15 protein-coding genes are annotated in these 15,035 nt (G+C 41.5%); 14 read left to right on the forward strand and 1 reads right to left on the reverse strand.

Going from position 1 to position 15,035, the window contains the following annotated elements; genetic code table 11:
* Positions 1–117 precede the first annotated feature (117 nt).
* On the reverse strand, positions 118–912 hold the full coding sequence (map, locus tag NLF92_RS02290) for a type I methionyl aminopeptidase (RefSeq protein WP_254098448.1): 795 nt from the start codon (positions 910–912) through the stop codon (positions 118–120).
* Positions 913–1,372: 460 nt separating this feature from the next.
* Here map and rpsB point away from each other — a divergent pair, with 460 nt between their 5' ends.
* From rpsB to rnhB, 14 genes are all read left to right on the forward strand, one after another.
* Complete coding sequence (gene rpsB / locus NLF92_RS02295) at positions 1,373–2,101, forward strand: 30S ribosomal protein S2 (protein WP_254098450.1); 729 nt, start codon at positions 1,373–1,375, stop codon at positions 2,099–2,101.
* A 68-nt stretch (positions 2,102–2,169) separates the two neighbouring features.
* Positions 2,170–3,042 (forward strand): translation elongation factor Ts, encoded by an 873-nt coding sequence (gene tsf / locus NLF92_RS02300; protein ID WP_254098452.1) that lies wholly within the window; start codon positions 2,170–2,172, stop codon positions 3,040–3,042.
* Between the two features lie 120 nt (positions 3,043–3,162).
* Complete coding sequence (gene pyrH / locus NLF92_RS02305; RefSeq protein ID WP_254098454.1) at positions 3,163–3,906, forward strand: UMP kinase; 744 nt, start codon at positions 3,163–3,165, stop codon at positions 3,904–3,906.
* Positions 3,907–3,914: 8 nt separating this feature from the next.
* A complete protein-coding gene (gene frr / locus NLF92_RS02310) occupies positions 3,915–4,472 on the forward strand; it encodes a ribosome recycling factor (RefSeq protein ID WP_254098456.1) in 558 nt (185 codons plus the stop codon).
* Between the two features lie 6 nt (positions 4,473–4,478).
* A complete protein-coding gene (gene uppS / locus NLF92_RS02315) occupies positions 4,479–5,237 on the forward strand; it encodes a polyprenyl diphosphate synthase (RefSeq protein WP_254098461.1) in 759 nt (252 codons plus the stop codon).
* Entirely contained in the window at positions 5,237–6,100 is an 864-nt protein-coding gene (locus NLF92_RS02320; protein WP_254098463.1) for a phosphatidate cytidylyltransferase, read from the forward strand. Before uppS ends, NLF92_RS02320 begins: the two co-directional genes overlap by 1 nt.
* A complete protein-coding gene (gene ispC, locus NLF92_RS02325) occupies positions 6,100–7,284 on the forward strand; it encodes a 1-deoxy-D-xylulose-5-phosphate reductoisomerase (RefSeq protein WP_254098465.1) in 1,185 nt (394 codons plus the stop codon). Before NLF92_RS02320 ends, ispC begins: the two co-directional genes overlap by 1 nt.
* Positions 7,278–8,627, forward strand: coding sequence for a sigma E protease regulator RseP (gene rseP, locus NLF92_RS02330; protein ID WP_254098467.1), 1,350 nt, complete (start codon positions 7,278–7,280; stop codon positions 8,625–8,627). The genes ispC and rseP overlap by 7 nt, the downstream gene beginning before the upstream one ends.
* Positions 8,628–8,690: 63 nt before the next feature.
* A complete protein-coding gene (bamA, locus tag NLF92_RS02335; protein WP_254098469.1) occupies positions 8,691–11,159 on the forward strand; it encodes an outer membrane protein assembly factor BamA in 2,469 nt (822 codons plus the stop codon).
* A 43-nt stretch (positions 11,160–11,202) separates the two neighbouring features.
* A complete protein-coding gene (locus tag NLF92_RS02340; protein ID WP_254098470.1) occupies positions 11,203–11,718 on the forward strand; it encodes an OmpH/Skp family outer membrane protein in 516 nt (171 codons plus the stop codon).
* Between the two features lie 114 nt (positions 11,719–11,832).
* Positions 11,833–12,279 (forward strand): 3-hydroxyacyl-ACP dehydratase FabZ, encoded by a 447-nt coding sequence (gene fabZ, locus NLF92_RS02345; protein WP_254098472.1) that lies wholly within the window; start codon positions 11,833–11,835, stop codon positions 12,277–12,279.
* 3 nt (positions 12,280–12,282) lie between these two features.
* Positions 12,283–13,089, forward strand: a complete 807-nt coding sequence (lpxA, locus tag NLF92_RS02350; RefSeq protein WP_254098473.1) for an acyl-ACP--UDP-N-acetylglucosamine O-acyltransferase — start codon at positions 12,283–12,285, stop codon at positions 13,087–13,089.
* Between the two features lie 3 nt (positions 13,090–13,092).
* A complete protein-coding gene (lpxB, locus tag NLF92_RS02355) occupies positions 13,093–14,370 on the forward strand; it encodes a lipid-A-disaccharide synthase (RefSeq protein WP_254098475.1) in 1,278 nt (425 codons plus the stop codon).
* Positions 14,364–14,942 (forward strand): ribonuclease HII, encoded by a 579-nt coding sequence (rnhB, locus tag NLF92_RS02360; RefSeq protein WP_254098477.1) that lies wholly within the window; start codon positions 14,364–14,366, stop codon positions 14,940–14,942. The genes lpxB and rnhB overlap by 7 nt, the downstream gene beginning before the upstream one ends.
* Positions 14,943–15,035 lie beyond the last annotated feature (93 nt).

Here is a 15,035-nt window from a genome sequence, read left to right on the forward strand (position 1 = left end):
TGTGACATTTAACACAATGCCACTCTTAGATAATCAAAGTGGTAGAACCTGATATGACTAGGTTCTACCAAAAATTAATCATGTCGTTGCTCTTATTTAATAGTCTGTCACAACAGGTTAGGCATGCGAGATGATTTTAGGAATGGTTTCATCTGCTCGATGAGTCAAGATTTCGACCCCATCGGCAGTGACCAACAAGGTATGTTCCCATTGGGCGCTCAAACTTCTGTCTTTGGTCACAACAGTCCAGTTATCGGGTAAAATTTTAGAGTAGCGTTTACCGGCATTAATCATCGGTTCGATGGTAAAACACATTCCTTCTTTTAATACCTCGCCAGTACCTGGTCGACCATAGTGCACAACTTGCGGTTCTTCGTGAAATACAGCGCCAATGCCATGTCCACAAAATTCTCGGACAATAGAGTAGTTATGTGCTTCGGCATGTTGTTGAATGATATGCCCGATATCGCCTAAGGTAGTGCCGGGCTTGACTATTTCAATAGCTTTATACAAACACTCTTGGGTCACTCTGATGAGTCGCTCAGCCATAATAGAAGGCTTGCCCACAACAAACATTTTTGAGGAATCGCCGTGGTACCCGTCTTTGATAACGGTCACGTCGATATTCACACAATCCCCCTCTTTTAATTTTTTATCGCTGGGAATGCCATGACATATAACATGGTTAACAGAGGTACAGATAGACTTCGGGAATGGAGGATTGCCGTAGTTTAAAGGGGCAGGGATCCCACCTTGGACGTCTACGATATAATTATGACACAGGGTATTTAGCTCATCGGTTGTCACGCCTTTTATGACATGCTCACCAATCATATCGAGCACTTCTGCAGCTAGCCTTCCCGCTACGCGCATTTTTTCGATTTCTTCTGCTGTTTTTATTGTGGCAGCCATAGTTAATTCCGTAGTTTGATATCATTGCGTCACATTTTACTGTTAGTCAGCAGTGAAGCAAGTATTTGTGCCAATTTTCTATAAAACAGTGTTGTTGGGCGCAACATGCACTTATTAAAAATAATCAGTTGCAGGCGGGGGCCGGAGATTTTACGCATATTTTAATAAGTCTGTACAGATGGCACGACAAGACAATAAAACTGAGGTGCAAATGTTGAATTATGCGCTTAATAATGATTTAATATGCCACCGCAATTTTGTGATTGCGTAAACAACCGCGTAAATGTGTGTCTGTTTTGAGTTGGAATCGCTTCGATAATGACTCAATAAACCCACCTTTACGTTAATTTAAAACACACATATATCGACACTGCGTTCGGGGTGTTTAAGCAAAACCCAGTTTTGTCTAAATCGAACAAAGGGATATATGGAGGCCTAACCCCAAATTTGGAGAATTATTATGGCAAACGTTTCTATGCGTGACATGCTACAAGCAGGCGTACACTTCGGTCACCAAACTCGTTACTGGAACCCAAAAATGAAGCCTTTCATTTTCGGCGCTCGTAACAAAGTTCATATCATTAACTTAGAAAAAACAGTTCCTTTATTCAATGAAGCGCTAGGTTTCATCTCTGGTGTAGCTCAGAAAAAAGGTAAAGTGTTATTCGTAGGTACCAAACGTGCCGCGGGTGAAGCAGTTAAAGAAGCAGCACTTAAGTGTGACCAATTTTATGTGAACAAGCGCTGGTTAGGCGGTATGTTAACAAACTGGAAAACGGTTCGTCAGTCAATCAAACGTTTAAAAGACCTTGAAGTGCAAAGCACTGACGGTACGTTTGATAAATTAACGAAAAAAGAAGTGTTAATGTTACAACGTGAAATGACTAAGCTAGAAAGCAGCTTAGGTGGTATCAAGAATATGGGCGGTTTACCGGACGTAATTTTTGTTATCGATGCAGATCACGAACACATTGCAGTAACAGAAGCTCGTAACTTAGGTATTCCAGTAGTGGGTGTAGTTGATACTAACTCTAACCCAGATGGCGTAGACTACATCATCCCTGGTAATGACGATGCAATTCGTGCTGTTCAGTTATACACCAATGCAGTTGCAGACGCAGTTATCGCTGGTCGTGAGCAAAACATTGTAGTACAAGCTGAAGAAGAGTTCGTAGAAGCTTCTGAGTAATTTGTAAAGTATGCCAAACTCTAGGGTTTGGCATTTTTGTATCAACTTTATTTCTATAGGAAATTATCATGGCAGTAACTGCAGCACTGGTAAAAGAATTACGTGAACGTACCGCAGCTGGTATGTTGGATTGTAAAAAAGCATTAGTTGAAGCTAACGGTGACATCGAACTTGCAATTGAAAATATGCGTAAGTCTGGTCAAGCAAAAGCGGCTAAAAAAGCCGGCCGTATCGCAGCTGATGGTGTTATCTTAACTAAAGTTAACGGTAATGTTGCAACAATGATGGAAGTTAACTGTGAAACTGATTTCGTTGCTCGTGACGAAGGTTTCTTAGCTTTTGGTCAAAAATTAATTAATGTTGCTAGTGCAAATGGCATTAGTGATATCGAAGCACTAAATGCAGCTGAATTAGACGGCGAAACAGTACAAGTTGTACGTGACGCTTTGGTTGCTAAAATCGGTGAAAATATCTCAGCACGTCGTGTGATTAATGTGGAAGGTGATAACCTTGGCGCATACGTACACGGTGGTCGCATTGGTGTTGTTGCTATCCTTAACGGTGGCGATGAAGACTTAGCAAAAGACGTAGCAATGCACGTTGCTGCGGCATCTCCTCAGTTTGTAAAACCTGAAGATGTACCTGCAGAAGTCGTAGCGAAAGAAAAAGAAATTCAAATCGATATTGCAGTTCAGTCTGGTAAGCCAGCTGATATTGCTGAGAAAATGGTTTCTGGTCGCATGAAAAAATTCACTGGCGAGATCAGCTTAACTGGTCAAGCATTCATCAAAGATCCAAGCCAAACTGTCGGTCAATTATTAGCTAGCAAAAACGCTGACGTAGTTGACTTTGTTCGCTTTGAAGTGGGTGAAGGTATCGAGAAAAAAGAAGAAGATTTTGCTGCAGAAGTTGCTGCGCAAATGGAAGCTGCGAAGAAATAATTTCGCAGAACTCTTTTTACTCTGTAAAACATCAGATAAACTAAGAGCACTTCCTAGGAGGTGCTTTTTTATACCCAATATATGGGAAGTCGCTAACCGAATTTAAGGAAAATATCATTCATGAGTATCTCATCAAAATCTGTATATCGTCGTATTCTACTTAAACTATCAGGTGAAGCCCTGATGGGAGATGGTGAGTTCGGTATTGATGCGAAAGTCCTTGACCGCATGGCTCAGGAAATCAAAGAACTGGTAGAAATGGGTGTTCAAGTAGGCTTAGTTATCGGTGGTGGTAATTTATTCCGAGGTGAAGGATTAGCGAATGCTGGTATGAACCGAGTAGTGGGCGACCATATGGGGATGCTGGCTACTGTGATGAATGGTTTGGCGATGCGTGATGCGTTGCACCGTGCTTTTGTTAATGCTCGTCTAATGTCTGCGATTCCATTAAATGGAGTCTGTGATGGGTATAACTGGGCTGAAGCGATTAGCTCATTAAAATCAGGTCGCGTAGTTATATTTGCTGCAGGCACAGGTAATCCATTCTTTACTACTGATTCAGCTGCATGTTTACGCGGTATCGAGATTGAAGCTGATGCGGTATTAAAAGCAACTAAGGTAGATGGCGTGTTTACATCTGATCCTGCCAAAGACCCTGAAGCCCAACTATTAAAAACACTGACGTACAACGAAGTGTTAGAAAAAGAATTAAAAGTCATGGATTTATCTGCCTTTACTCTAGCCCGCGATCACTCGCTACCTATTCGTGTTTTCAATATGAATATTCCAGGTTGTTTAAAGCGTGTTGTCATGGGGGAAGATGAGGGTACATTAATTACACATGCAGAAAAATTAGAAAAATAGGATTTGAAATGATTGATGAAATTGAATTAGATGCCCAAGACCGCATGGAAAAGAGCTTAGGCTCATTAAAGTCACAACTTGCAAAAATCCGAACAGGTCGTGCTCATCCAAGTTTGTTAGACAGTATTATGGTCCCGTATTACGGTACCGATACTCCGTTAAAACAAGTGGCTAATGTTATTGCTGAAGATAGTCGAACTTTGGCTTTATCCGTTTTTGATAAGTCAGCAATCCAAGCGGTAGAAAAAGCGATTATGCAATCAGATTTAGGTTTAAATCCTATGTCTGCAGGTGGTTCTATCCGTATACCTCTACCTCCATTGACTGAAGAACGTCGTAAAGATTTAATCAAAGTTGCTCGTAGTGAAGCTGAGAACGGCCGTGTCGCTATTCGAAATATTCGTCGTGATGCAAACTCTGACATTAAAGAGTTATTAAAAGAGAAAGAGGTCAGTGAAGACCAAGCTCGCGCTGGCGAAGAAAACGTTCAATCTTATACCAATGATTTCATTAAAAAAGTCGATGAAATGTTAGCGGTAAAAGAAAAAGAACTAATGGAAATATAATACTCCATGGAAATTTTAGAAAAGGAACCCGTTGCTGTATCTAATTCGATACCAACGAACCCACAACACGTTGCCATCATCATGGATGGTAACGGTCGTTGGGCAAAGCAAAAAGGAAAATTGCGTACTTTTGGGCACAAAGCAGGTGTTGAATCTGTGCGGGCATCGGTCCGTTATGCCCGAAAGAATGGTATATCTGCACTGACATTATTCGCATTTAGTTCTGAAAACTGGAAACGTCCGAAAGATGAAGTGTCTGTTTTGATGGAATTGTTTAAACTCGTGTTAAGCAGTGAAGTTAAAAAACTTCATAAAAATGGCGTGCGCTTAAAAGTGATTGGAGATTTATCGGCGTTTGATGCGAGTTTGGTTAAAAAAATCCAAGCAGCAGAAATACTCACCCAAAATAATACTGAACTAAATCTTAATATCGCAGCTAATTATGGTGGTCGTTGGGACATTACCGAAGCGGCTAAAAAAATCGCTGTGGATGTTGCCAAAGGAAGGCTGTTGGCAGAAGACGTCGATGAGTCCGTTTTTGATAGTTACACCTCTTTTGCTCAGTTACCTGATTTAGATTTATTGATTCGCACTGGTGGCGAAGAACGCATAAGTAACTTTTTATTATGGCAATGCGCCTATGCAGAATTTTACTTTACAGATATTTTATGGCCTGACTTTAATGAGCAGGCATTCGCCGATGCAATTAGTGCCTACAAGGATCGACAGAGGCGTTTCGGTAAAATCTCGGAACAAATTACCTGATGTTAAAACAACGTATCCTCACCGCACTTATTTTAGCGCCTTTAGCTTTATTCGCTATTCTCTTTTTACCTGTTGATTACTTTCAGTATGCCGTTGTTTTTGTGATGGGCTTAGGCGCTTATGAATGGGCGAACATGTCTGGTCTTATTCAACGTCGAATGAAATTAGTATTTACGGTCTTGATTTCAGCTTTGTGTTTACTGCTAAGTATCGTGGTACCTGCCACTGAGATTTGGGTGCAAGGTAAGTTAAATTCAGTTTTTTATTGGATCCTTACCAGTGCAACAGTTTGGTGGGCGTACTCGTTGGTCATGATTATCGTGTACCCGAAATATAGTAATTTTTGGCAGCGCTCAAATTTTATTCGTAATTTATTTGGTGTTTTTACGCTAGTTCCAACATGGGTTGCCATTGTCGTTTTACGAACTAGCTTACATGATGTAGATGCGACTTATGGTGCTTCTCTTATTTTTTATGTATTAGGGATTGTTTGGGCGGCAGACGTAGGTGCTTTTTTTGTTGGTGTAAAATTCGGAAAACGTAAATTACGCCCAAATGTTTCTCCTGGTAAAACCTACGAAGGTCTAGCCGGTGGGGTGATGGCGTCTTTGGCAATTATTGCTTTTGCAGCGATGCATTACCAGGTTGAACCTGCACGTATTACTTTACATATTTTGGTCGGTGTCATTACGGTCGGCGTTTCTGCTTTAGGTGATTTAAATGAATCAATGTTTAAACGCTGTGCGGGGATCAAAGACTCAGGGAATTTGCTTCCAGGACATGGTGGTGTGTTAGATCGGATTGATAGCCTAACAGCAGCCTTTCCTGTATTTGCCTTTTGCTATGTGGTTTGGATGGCCTAATGCAGACCCTCTCAATTTTAGGTGCAACTGGTTCGATAGGCCAAAGTACATTAGCTGTTTTGAGTTTGCATCCTGAGAAATTTCGTGTTTTTGGATTATCGGCACATTCTCAATATCAAGCATTAATTGATGATGCTATTAAATTTCGTGCTCAACATATTGTATTAACGGATGTTTCTTGTGCCCAAGAGGCGAACGCATACTATCAATCATCAGGGTGTCGTGCCGATTTACACTATGGCTCTGCTGCACTTGATTTCATTGCTGCAGATGCCAATGTAGATACAGTGATGGCTGCGATTGTTGGTGCTGCCGGCTTGCTACCTACGTTTGCAGCGGTACAAGCAGGCAAAAAAGTCCTGCTTGCGAATAAAGAAAGTCTCGTTATGACCGGTGAGATTTTTATTTCAGCGGCTAATGCATCTGGGGCCACAATATTACCTATCGATAGTGAGCACAATGCTATTTTCCAGTGTTTACCGCATGATTTTGTTTATGGCGACCTGGCTACCTCTGGAATCACTAAAGTATTGTTAACAGGATCTGGCGGGCCATTTCTAGAGCGAACTTTAGATAGCTTTTCTCAGATAACCGCTGACCAGGCGTGTGCCCATCCGAATTGGTCTATGGGCCAAAAAATATCGGTTGACTCTGCAACGATGATGAACAAAGGCCTGGAGTTCATTGAGGCAAAATGGTTGTTTGGTCTGGCTAATGATGATATTCAAATCGTATTACATCCCCAGTCTACTATTCATTCTATGGTGCAATATGCAGATGGCTCTGTACTTGCGCAAATGGGTAATCCGGATATGCGGACACCTATCGCTCACGCCCTTACTTACCCTGAACGTATTGCTTCAGGTGTTGCTCCTTTGGATTTTAATGCGTTACAGGATTTTACCTTTAGTACTCCTGAGCCCGAGCGTTACCCGAATTTATATTTAGCACTTGCAGCTGCTGAACAAGGTCAATCAGCTTGTACAGTCCTCAACGCAGCTAATGAGATATCTGTCGCGGCTTTTTTAGCAGGTACCATTTCTTTTACTCAAATTGCAGAATTGAACAAACAGGTCTTGCAAGAGCACACCAGCCAATCGTGTACTTCTATCGCTGATGTTCTAAAGTTAGATGCGGCAACCCGCACATATAGCCAATCCTTGGTGGAGCAAGTGACATGTTAGCTATTTTATGGAATGTTGCTTCTTTTATCATTGCGCTTGGTATCTTAGTCGCTGTACATGAATGGGGGCATTTTATTGTTGCCCGTTGGTGCAAGGTCCATGTGCAACGCTTTTCTATCGGTTTTGGTAAAGTGTTATTTAGACGAACAGACAAGCATGGTACGGAGTTTGCCATAGCGGCTATACCCTTGGGCGGCTATGTGAAAATGTTAGATTCGAGAGTGGAAGACGTGCCCGCCTCCCAACAACATAAGACCTTTAACAGTAAAACGGTCTTACAACGATTTGCTATAGTGTTTGCTGGTCCTTTAGTTAACTTCATCTTTGCTATTTTAGCTCTGACTGCTATGTATATGATCGGTCTGACTACCGTTAAACCCATTATTGGCAATGTGACACCTTATTCCATCGCCGCTGACGCTGGTCTTCAGCCAAATATGGAAATTGTAGCTGTGGCTGGTCGAGAAACGGTTGATTGGGAAGCTGTAAACTTAGAACTGGTGAGTCATATTGGCGATCCTATGATTGCCCTGAGTGTGACTGAAGAGGGGACTCAAAGAACACTTTCCCTAAATACTACATCTTGGGATTTTGCCCCAGATAAAGATTCCGCTTTTACAACTTTGGGGTTTCGTCCATATCAACCTAGCGCATTAATGTCGTTAGGGCGCATCGCAGAAAATTCACCAGCAAGTCGAGCCGAACTTGCAGTAGGTGATATTATTTTAAAAATTGATGGAACTCTTTTTACCAAATGGGAACAAATAGTGGCTTATGTGCAAGAACGCCCAGGTCAAGATGTCACCCTCACAGTAGAAAGAAACGGCGATGTTTTTGATCGATATGTCACGTTGGGTTATCGCGATACAGATAGTGGCAGAATAGGAATATTGGGAGTGAATCCGCAGTTTACGGATTGGCCTGAGGAATATATTGAAACTCGTTCGTTTGGTCTTTTTGCTGCGTTAGGCGCTGGGATAGAAAAAACTTGGCGGTTGATGACGTTAACGACAGAAATGCTAGCTAAATTAGTGACTGGTGATATTTCAGTCAAAACTCTCAGCGGTCCAGCTTCAATTGCACAAGGCGCAGGTGTGAGTGCTAGTTATGGTATCGTTTATTTTTTAAGCTTTTTAGCATTAATTAGTGTGAACCTGGGTATTTTAAATTTGCTGCCATTACCTATGTTAGACGGTGGTCATTTAATGTACTTTATCATTGAGGCAGTGCGCGGTAAGCCCGTACCAGAACACATCCAAGAAATTGGCTTTCGTTTTGGTGCAGTAATTTTATTTGGTTTAATGGGTATTGCTATAATTAACGATATTATGCGATTCAGTTAATTTTGCGCTGAACCCCACAATTCCATACAATAACAATAATTCGTCTAGGAAGAATAACAGTTAATGAAGTGTAGACATTTTTTATTCGCGTGCAGCTTATTGCTTACAGCACCATTTACTCTTGCCAACTCTTCTGAGTTTGTCATTGATGATATTCGCATCCAAGGCTTGCAAAGGGTTGCACTAGGCGCTGCGTTGACTTACGTACCGGTTCAGGTCGGTGATACCGTAACACCATTCCGAACCAAACAAATTATCCGTTCACTCTATTCATCAACGCATTTTGAGAACATAGAATTATTACGAGATGGCCAAACTTTAGTAATTAAAGTATCGGAACGGCCTACTATCAGTAGTATTATTTTTGAAGGCAATGACGATATCAAAGACGAGCAGTTACAAGAATCTTTGGATGGCTCGAATATCATAGTTGGTGAACCTTTAGATAAGACCGTATTAACTTCGATTGAAAATGGCCTTAAAGACTTTTACTACAGCATTGGTAAGTATTCAGCCGACGTCACCGCTATCATCACGCCATTACCGCGCAACCGAGTTGATTTGAAAATTCTGTTTGAAGAAGGTGATGCTGCGGATATCGCACAAATTAATATTGTCGGGAACGAAATATACTCGGATGAAGAGCTGTTTGACCAAATGGAGCTGAAATTTGGCGCGCCATGGTGGGACTTTATGTCTGAAACGCGTTATCAGCAACAGACACTATCCGGCGATATGGAAACACTGACAAGCTACTATATGGACCGTGGCTATCTGCGTTTTGCTATCGATTCTACCCAAGTTTCCATGACCCCTGATAAAGATGGTATTTACATTACCATGAATGTTTCAGAGGGCGAAAAATATACCGTCTCTGACATCGAGTTGGTCGGTGATTTAATCGGTCAGGATGAATATATAAAAGCGATTACTCCACTGCGTAAAGGAGAGCTATATAACCAGGCCCAAGTCACGTATGCAGAAGAATTTTTGAGTAAGTATTTAGGTCGTTTTGGTTATGCTTACCCAACGGTTACTACGATCCCTGAGATTAATGATGACGATAATACAGTAAAACTGCTGCTATCCATCGACCCTGGCAAACGCATTTATGTGCGTCGTATTAATTTTGAGGGGAATTCAACAACGGCTGATGATGTATTACGTCAAAATGTGACTCAAATGGAAGGTGCCTGGTTATCCAACCAAGCATTGGAAACGTCAAAGGCACAGCTATCTCGATTAACCTATATGGAAGAAGTTGAGTTTGATACGGTCCGCTTACCTGGGCAAGAAGATCAAGTTGATGTAAATTTCTCTGTCAAAGAACAACCAGCAGGGTCATTTAACGCCGGTATTGGTTATGGTGATAGAACTAAACTCAGCTTACAAGCCGGTATCCAACAAGACAATTTCTTGGGTACAGGGAAGCGAGTTGCCATTAACTTGAATACGGTGTCTTATCAGCAGTCGGTCCAGTTAAGCTATACCGACCCATATTTCACAATTGATGGTATCAGCTTAGGTGGGTCAATTAGTTATTCTGAATTTGATGGCAGTGATTTCAATGTCGTCAGTTATAACTCTAAGCAATATTCTGTTGGTGCGAATATTGGCTATCCTATTAATGCAGTCAATCGCATTAACTTTGGTTTAACTTACGCCAATGTTGAATTATTCAATCGTTCTTTTTATGAGCAAACCGAACGTTTTTATGAGCAATTCTTAGATGAGTCAAATCCTGATGCGGCAGTGAAATACGAAAGCTTACAAGCGTCAGTTTCTTGGATTAGAAACACACTGAACAGAGGTTTATTCCCTTCCGCAGGCTCTTCCCAAAGAGCATCATTTAGTGTGACTACACCTAATTCTGATGTGCAGTATTTTAAAACCATGTTAGATACGAAGTTTTACTTTCCTCTGACTAGGTCTCAACGTTGGACGGTTTTAGCCAGAGCGCGACTTGGCTATGGTAATGGTTATGGTGACGTAAATGGCGTGGAGCAGATATTCCCATTTACAGAGAACTTTACCGCCGGTGGTTCTGATACCTTACGTGGTTTCGAAAATAACACAGTAGGCCCTCGAGGGGTTCAGCGCACCTCTCAGTCAACCATTGGAACTCCAGATGGTGTGGCTATTCCTGGTAATCCTGAAAACGATTTGTTGTTTACTTCTCAGCGTAGTTTGGGAGGAAACGCCATGGCAATCGCTGGCTTAGAATTAATTGTGCCGACGCCATTTTTGGATGTTGAATATGATTCGTCAGTGCGCACCAGTTTGTTTTATGATGTTGGCAACGTCTGGGATACAGAATTTGATTACGATGCTTATAAAGATCTAAGTTTGTCCGTGAATAGCGACCCACTTTTAGATTATAGCGATTGGAAAAACTTTAGAAGTTCAGCTGGTTTATCGGTACAATGGGTTTCACCTATGGGGCCACTGGTATTCAGTTTCTCTAGAGCAATCAAAGAAAGACCAGGTGATGATGCGAAGTTCTTTACTTTCAATATTGGTCAAACTTTTTAATTTATTTTCAGATAATAACTATACAGAACACTAGGAGTGTCACTTGAAAACATTTACGCAAACGCTAATTAAAACCTTATTACTTGCCACTATTGCTGTGAGCGCTAGCGCTTCAGCCATGCAAAAAATTGCGGTAGTTGATGTACAAGCTGTATTGCAGTCTTTACCACAAACACAAGCAATTGTGGCTAGCATCAATAACGAATTCAAAGCACAATTCGAAGAAGTCCAAAACTTACAAAAAGATGGTGAGTTTAACGTCGAAAAATTACGTCGTGATGGTGCTACTATGTCAGAAGCTCAGAAAAAAGAGCTAGAGACTAAGATAATGGACATTCGTGCTCAGTTACAACAAAAAGCGACGCCATTGCAACAAGAAGTGCAACGTCGTCAAAACGAAGAGCAGACTAAATTATTAGGTTTGGTTAAGCAAGCGATTGATGCTATCTCTGCAGCAGAAGACTATGACTTAGTGTTAAATGCTGGTGCGGCAACATTTGTTAAACCAGAGTTCAACATTTCGCAAAAAGTTATCGATCGAGTTAGCCAAGCTAACTAATTCATACTGGCAATATTTTATTTCAGACCAAGCGTGCAAGCGTTTGGTCTGATTTGTTTTAAGGCCATAAACCTGTATGGTAGCGGCGTTTTTCTATCTTCTTGGAGTATTATTTTGTCTAACGAGTTAAACACGATTGAAATTCGTGAAATCATGGATTTATTGCCGCATCGTTATCCTTTCTTATTGGTTGATCGCGTCACAGATTATGAGTTAGGACAATCCATCAAAGCCTATAAAAATATCACATTTAATGAACCTTGTTTCACAGGACACTTTCCGGGACAACCAATCTTCCCAGGTGTGCTAATATTAGAAGCATTAGCACAGGTTGCTGGTGTACTTGGTTTCAAAAGTATGGAAAAAACTGACCAGCTATATTTGTTTGCTGGTGTAGATAATGCTAGGTTTAAACAACCCGTTGTACCAGGCGATCGTTTGGACATGAGTGTTGAGTTAATCAAGGAGCGTCGTGGGATATGGAAATTCAAAGGAGCTGCTACTGTAGATGGTAAAGAAGTATGTAGTTCAGAATTTATGTGTGCAATGAGAGCAATGTAAATAGTGAAGCAAAATCAAAGCAATATTCATCCAACAGCAACAGTGCATACGAGCGCTATTGTTGACAATTCAGCGGTAATCAGTGAAAACGTAACAATTGGTCCATTTTGTTATGTTGGCGAGAATGTGGTTATCGGTGCAGAAACAGTGCTTGAATCTCATGTTGTAGTCAAGCGTGATACTGTTATTGGAAAAAAGAATCATTTTTTTCAGTTCTGTTCGATTGGTGAAGATTGCCAAGATAAAAAATACGCTGCGGAGCCAACGCGTTTAGTAATTGGTGATAACAATGTATTTAGAGAATCTTGTACGATCCATCGTGGCACTATCCAAGACAATAGCTTGACGCAAATTGGCAATAATAATCTGCTTATGGTGAACACGCATTTAGCGCATGATTGTATGGTGGGTGATAACAATATATTTGCCAACAACGCCACCGTTGCTGGTCATGTGCACATTGGTGATTTTGTTATTTTGGGTGGTATGACTGCTGTTCATCAATTCTGTCATATTGGCTCGCATGCTTTCACGGGTGGTGGGTCTGTCATTCTGCGTGACGTACCACCTTATGTGATGGTGAATGGACTAAAACATATCCCACAAACGATTAATAGCGAAGGCTTAAAAAGACGCGGTTTCGATGCGGCCACAATCATGCAAATTAAACGTGCCTACAAAGCTTTGTATCGTCAGAATTTAACCGTGACTGAAGCGATTGCTGAGATTAAAGAGTTAGCTGCAGCCACACCTGAGCTGGATATGTTAGTCGATTTCTTGTCTGTGCCAAACCGAGGCATTATCCGCTAGCTTATGGCTAAGCTAGCGCCCAAAATAGTCGTAGTTTGTGCTGAGCCTTCAGGAGATATGCTTGCTGAGGGGTTAGTACGAAATTTGAAAAGCACATATCCTAACGCCGAGATTAGAGGTATTGGTGGCCCACTGACCCAAGGAGCCGGTCTGTGTTCTTGGTTTGACATGAACGAGTTGAGTGTCATGGGTTTGGTCGAGGTGCTTAAGCATTTACCACGATTACTAAAAATACGCAGACAATTACTGCATAAAATTTTAGATTTCTCTCCTGATATTTACATTGGCGTGGATGCGCCTGATTTTAATCTCCCCATAGAAACAAAACTCAAAAATAAAGGCATCAAAACACTTCACTATGTGAGCCCTACAGTGTGGGCATGGCGTGAAGGGCGGATGCACAAAATTAAAAAAGCGGCTGACCATGTTTTGGGTTTATTCCCATTTGAAGCCGAGGTTTACGAAAAATACGGTGTTCCTTATACTTTTGTTGGTCACCCTATGGCAGATGCTATCCCGTTAGATACAGTGAGAGAAGACTATTGTCAACGTTGTGAGGTGCCTGAAAACTGTCTAACTTTAGCTATTTTACCGGGTTCTCGCGCTGCGGAAGTTGCAACGTTACTCCCTACGTTTTTAGATACTCTGGCACTGTTACAAGAGCAGTTTGCTTCTTTAGATGTTCCAGTCCAACTGCAAGCACTGATTCCTGCAGCAAATTCAGAACGTTATGCCCAAATCAAAACATTACTTGCCCAGCATAGTTTGGCTGAGGCAAAGAACATTGTTGTCTTGGAACGCCCAGCTCGAGACATCATGTTGGCTAGTCACGCTGTTTTATTATCTTCTGGCACTGCCACATTGGAAGCTATGCTGTGTCAAAAACCTATGATAGCGGCTTATACAATGTCCAAAATGACGTATCGTATGATGCGAAGATTGTACAAACCTGATTTTTTTGCACTCCCTAATATTTTAGCAGATGAATTATTAGTTCCTGAGGTTTTACAAGAAGATGTAAATCCAGTCGTCTTGTCAGGGTATCTAAGCCAAGTTTTGTTAGATGCTTCAGAGCAACTATCAGATGGCGCCCAACGTTTACTACTTTCGTTGCCGACCAAAGAGTTGCTTGTTGCAGGTTCTAGTATGGTAGAACCCACAGCCGAACATTGCCGTCACGTTTTTCAGCGTTTTGCTGAATTACATCAGGCTTTACAAAGAAATGCAGATTTACAAGCACACCATGCAGTGTGTAAATTATTGGAGCAAAACGAATGTTGATTGCGGGTGTCGATGAAGTTGGTCGCGGGCCCTTGGTTGGTGACGTAGTCACTGCTGCAGTTATTCTGGATCCCTTAAAACCCATTGGGGAGCTGAATGATTCCAAAAAACTAAGCGAGAAGAAACGCAATGCCTTGTTTCCGATTATTCAAGAACGCGCCCTAGCGTGGTCTATTGGGCGCGCTTCACCAGCAGAAATCGATGAATTAAACATCTTACATGCGACGATGCTGGCTATGACTCGGGCAGTAGAGGGACTCACTGTGACACCAGATTTTGTCAAAGTGGATGGTAATCGCTTACCCCAATGGCGTTTTGCTGCTGAAGCAATTGTCAAAGGTGATGGCAGTGTTCCTGAAATTTCAGCTGCGTCAATTCTAGCTAAAGTCATTCGTGATACAGAAATGCAAACATTAGATGCACTGCATCCAGAATATGGCTTTGCTCAACACAAAGGTTATCCGACCAAGGCTCATTTGGAGAGTTTGCAGCACTTACCGATACTGCCTGAATACCGCACATCCTTTAAACCCATAGCGAACTTATTAGCTTGTAGAAGCCCTCTCAAATAAGACGCAGAAAAAACTGGTTTCAGATAATTATCGCTCTTTTTTCTGGTATAGTTTTGCTATAATCAAACGACAATAACTTATAAAAATTTCCCC

The sequence above is a fragment of the Opacimonas viscosa genome (genome assembly GCF_024199005.1).
Classification (GTDB): domain Bacteria; phylum Pseudomonadota; class Gammaproteobacteria; order Enterobacterales; family Alteromonadaceae; genus Opacimonas; species Opacimonas viscosa.

Bases quoted from the DNA above. Each gene is read 5' to 3' on its own strand.
- map (WP_254098448.1), bottom strand. From the start codon at position 912: ATGGCTGCCACAATAAAAACAGCAGAAGAAATCGAAAAAATGCGCGTA.
- rnhB (WP_254098477.1), top strand. From the start codon at position 14,364: ATGTTGATTGCGGGTGTCGATGAAGTTGGTCGCGGGCCCTTGGTTGGT.
- ispC (WP_254098465.1), top strand. From the start codon at position 6,100: ATGCAGACCCTCTCAATTTTAGGTGCAACTGGTTCGATAGGCCAAAGT.
- lpxB (WP_254098475.1), top strand. From the start codon at position 13,093: ATGGCTAAGCTAGCGCCCAAAATAGTCGTAGTTTGTGCTGAGCCTTCA.
- rseP (WP_254098467.1), top strand. From the start codon at position 7,278: ATGTTAGCTATTTTATGGAATGTTGCTTCTTTTATCATTGCGCTTGGT.
- pyrH (WP_254098454.1), top strand. From the start codon at position 3,163: ATGAGTATCTCATCAAAATCTGTATATCGTCGTATTCTACTTAAACTA.
- bamA (WP_254098469.1), top strand. From the start codon at position 8,691: ATGAAGTGTAGACATTTTTTATTCGCGTGCAGCTTATTGCTTACAGCA.
- tsf (WP_254098452.1), top strand. From the start codon at position 2,170: ATGGCAGTAACTGCAGCACTGGTAAAAGAATTACGTGAACGTACCGCA.
- uppS (WP_254098461.1), top strand. From the start codon at position 4,479: ATGGAAATTTTAGAAAAGGAACCCGTTGCTGTATCTAATTCGATACCA.
- rpsB (WP_254098450.1), top strand. From the start codon at position 1,373: ATGGCAAACGTTTCTATGCGTGACATGCTACAAGCAGGCGTACACTTC.
- NLF92_RS02320 (WP_254098463.1), top strand. From the start codon at position 5,237: ATGTTAAAACAACGTATCCTCACCGCACTTATTTTAGCGCCTTTAGCT.
- frr (WP_254098456.1), top strand. From the start codon at position 3,915: ATGATTGATGAAATTGAATTAGATGCCCAAGACCGCATGGAAAAGAGC.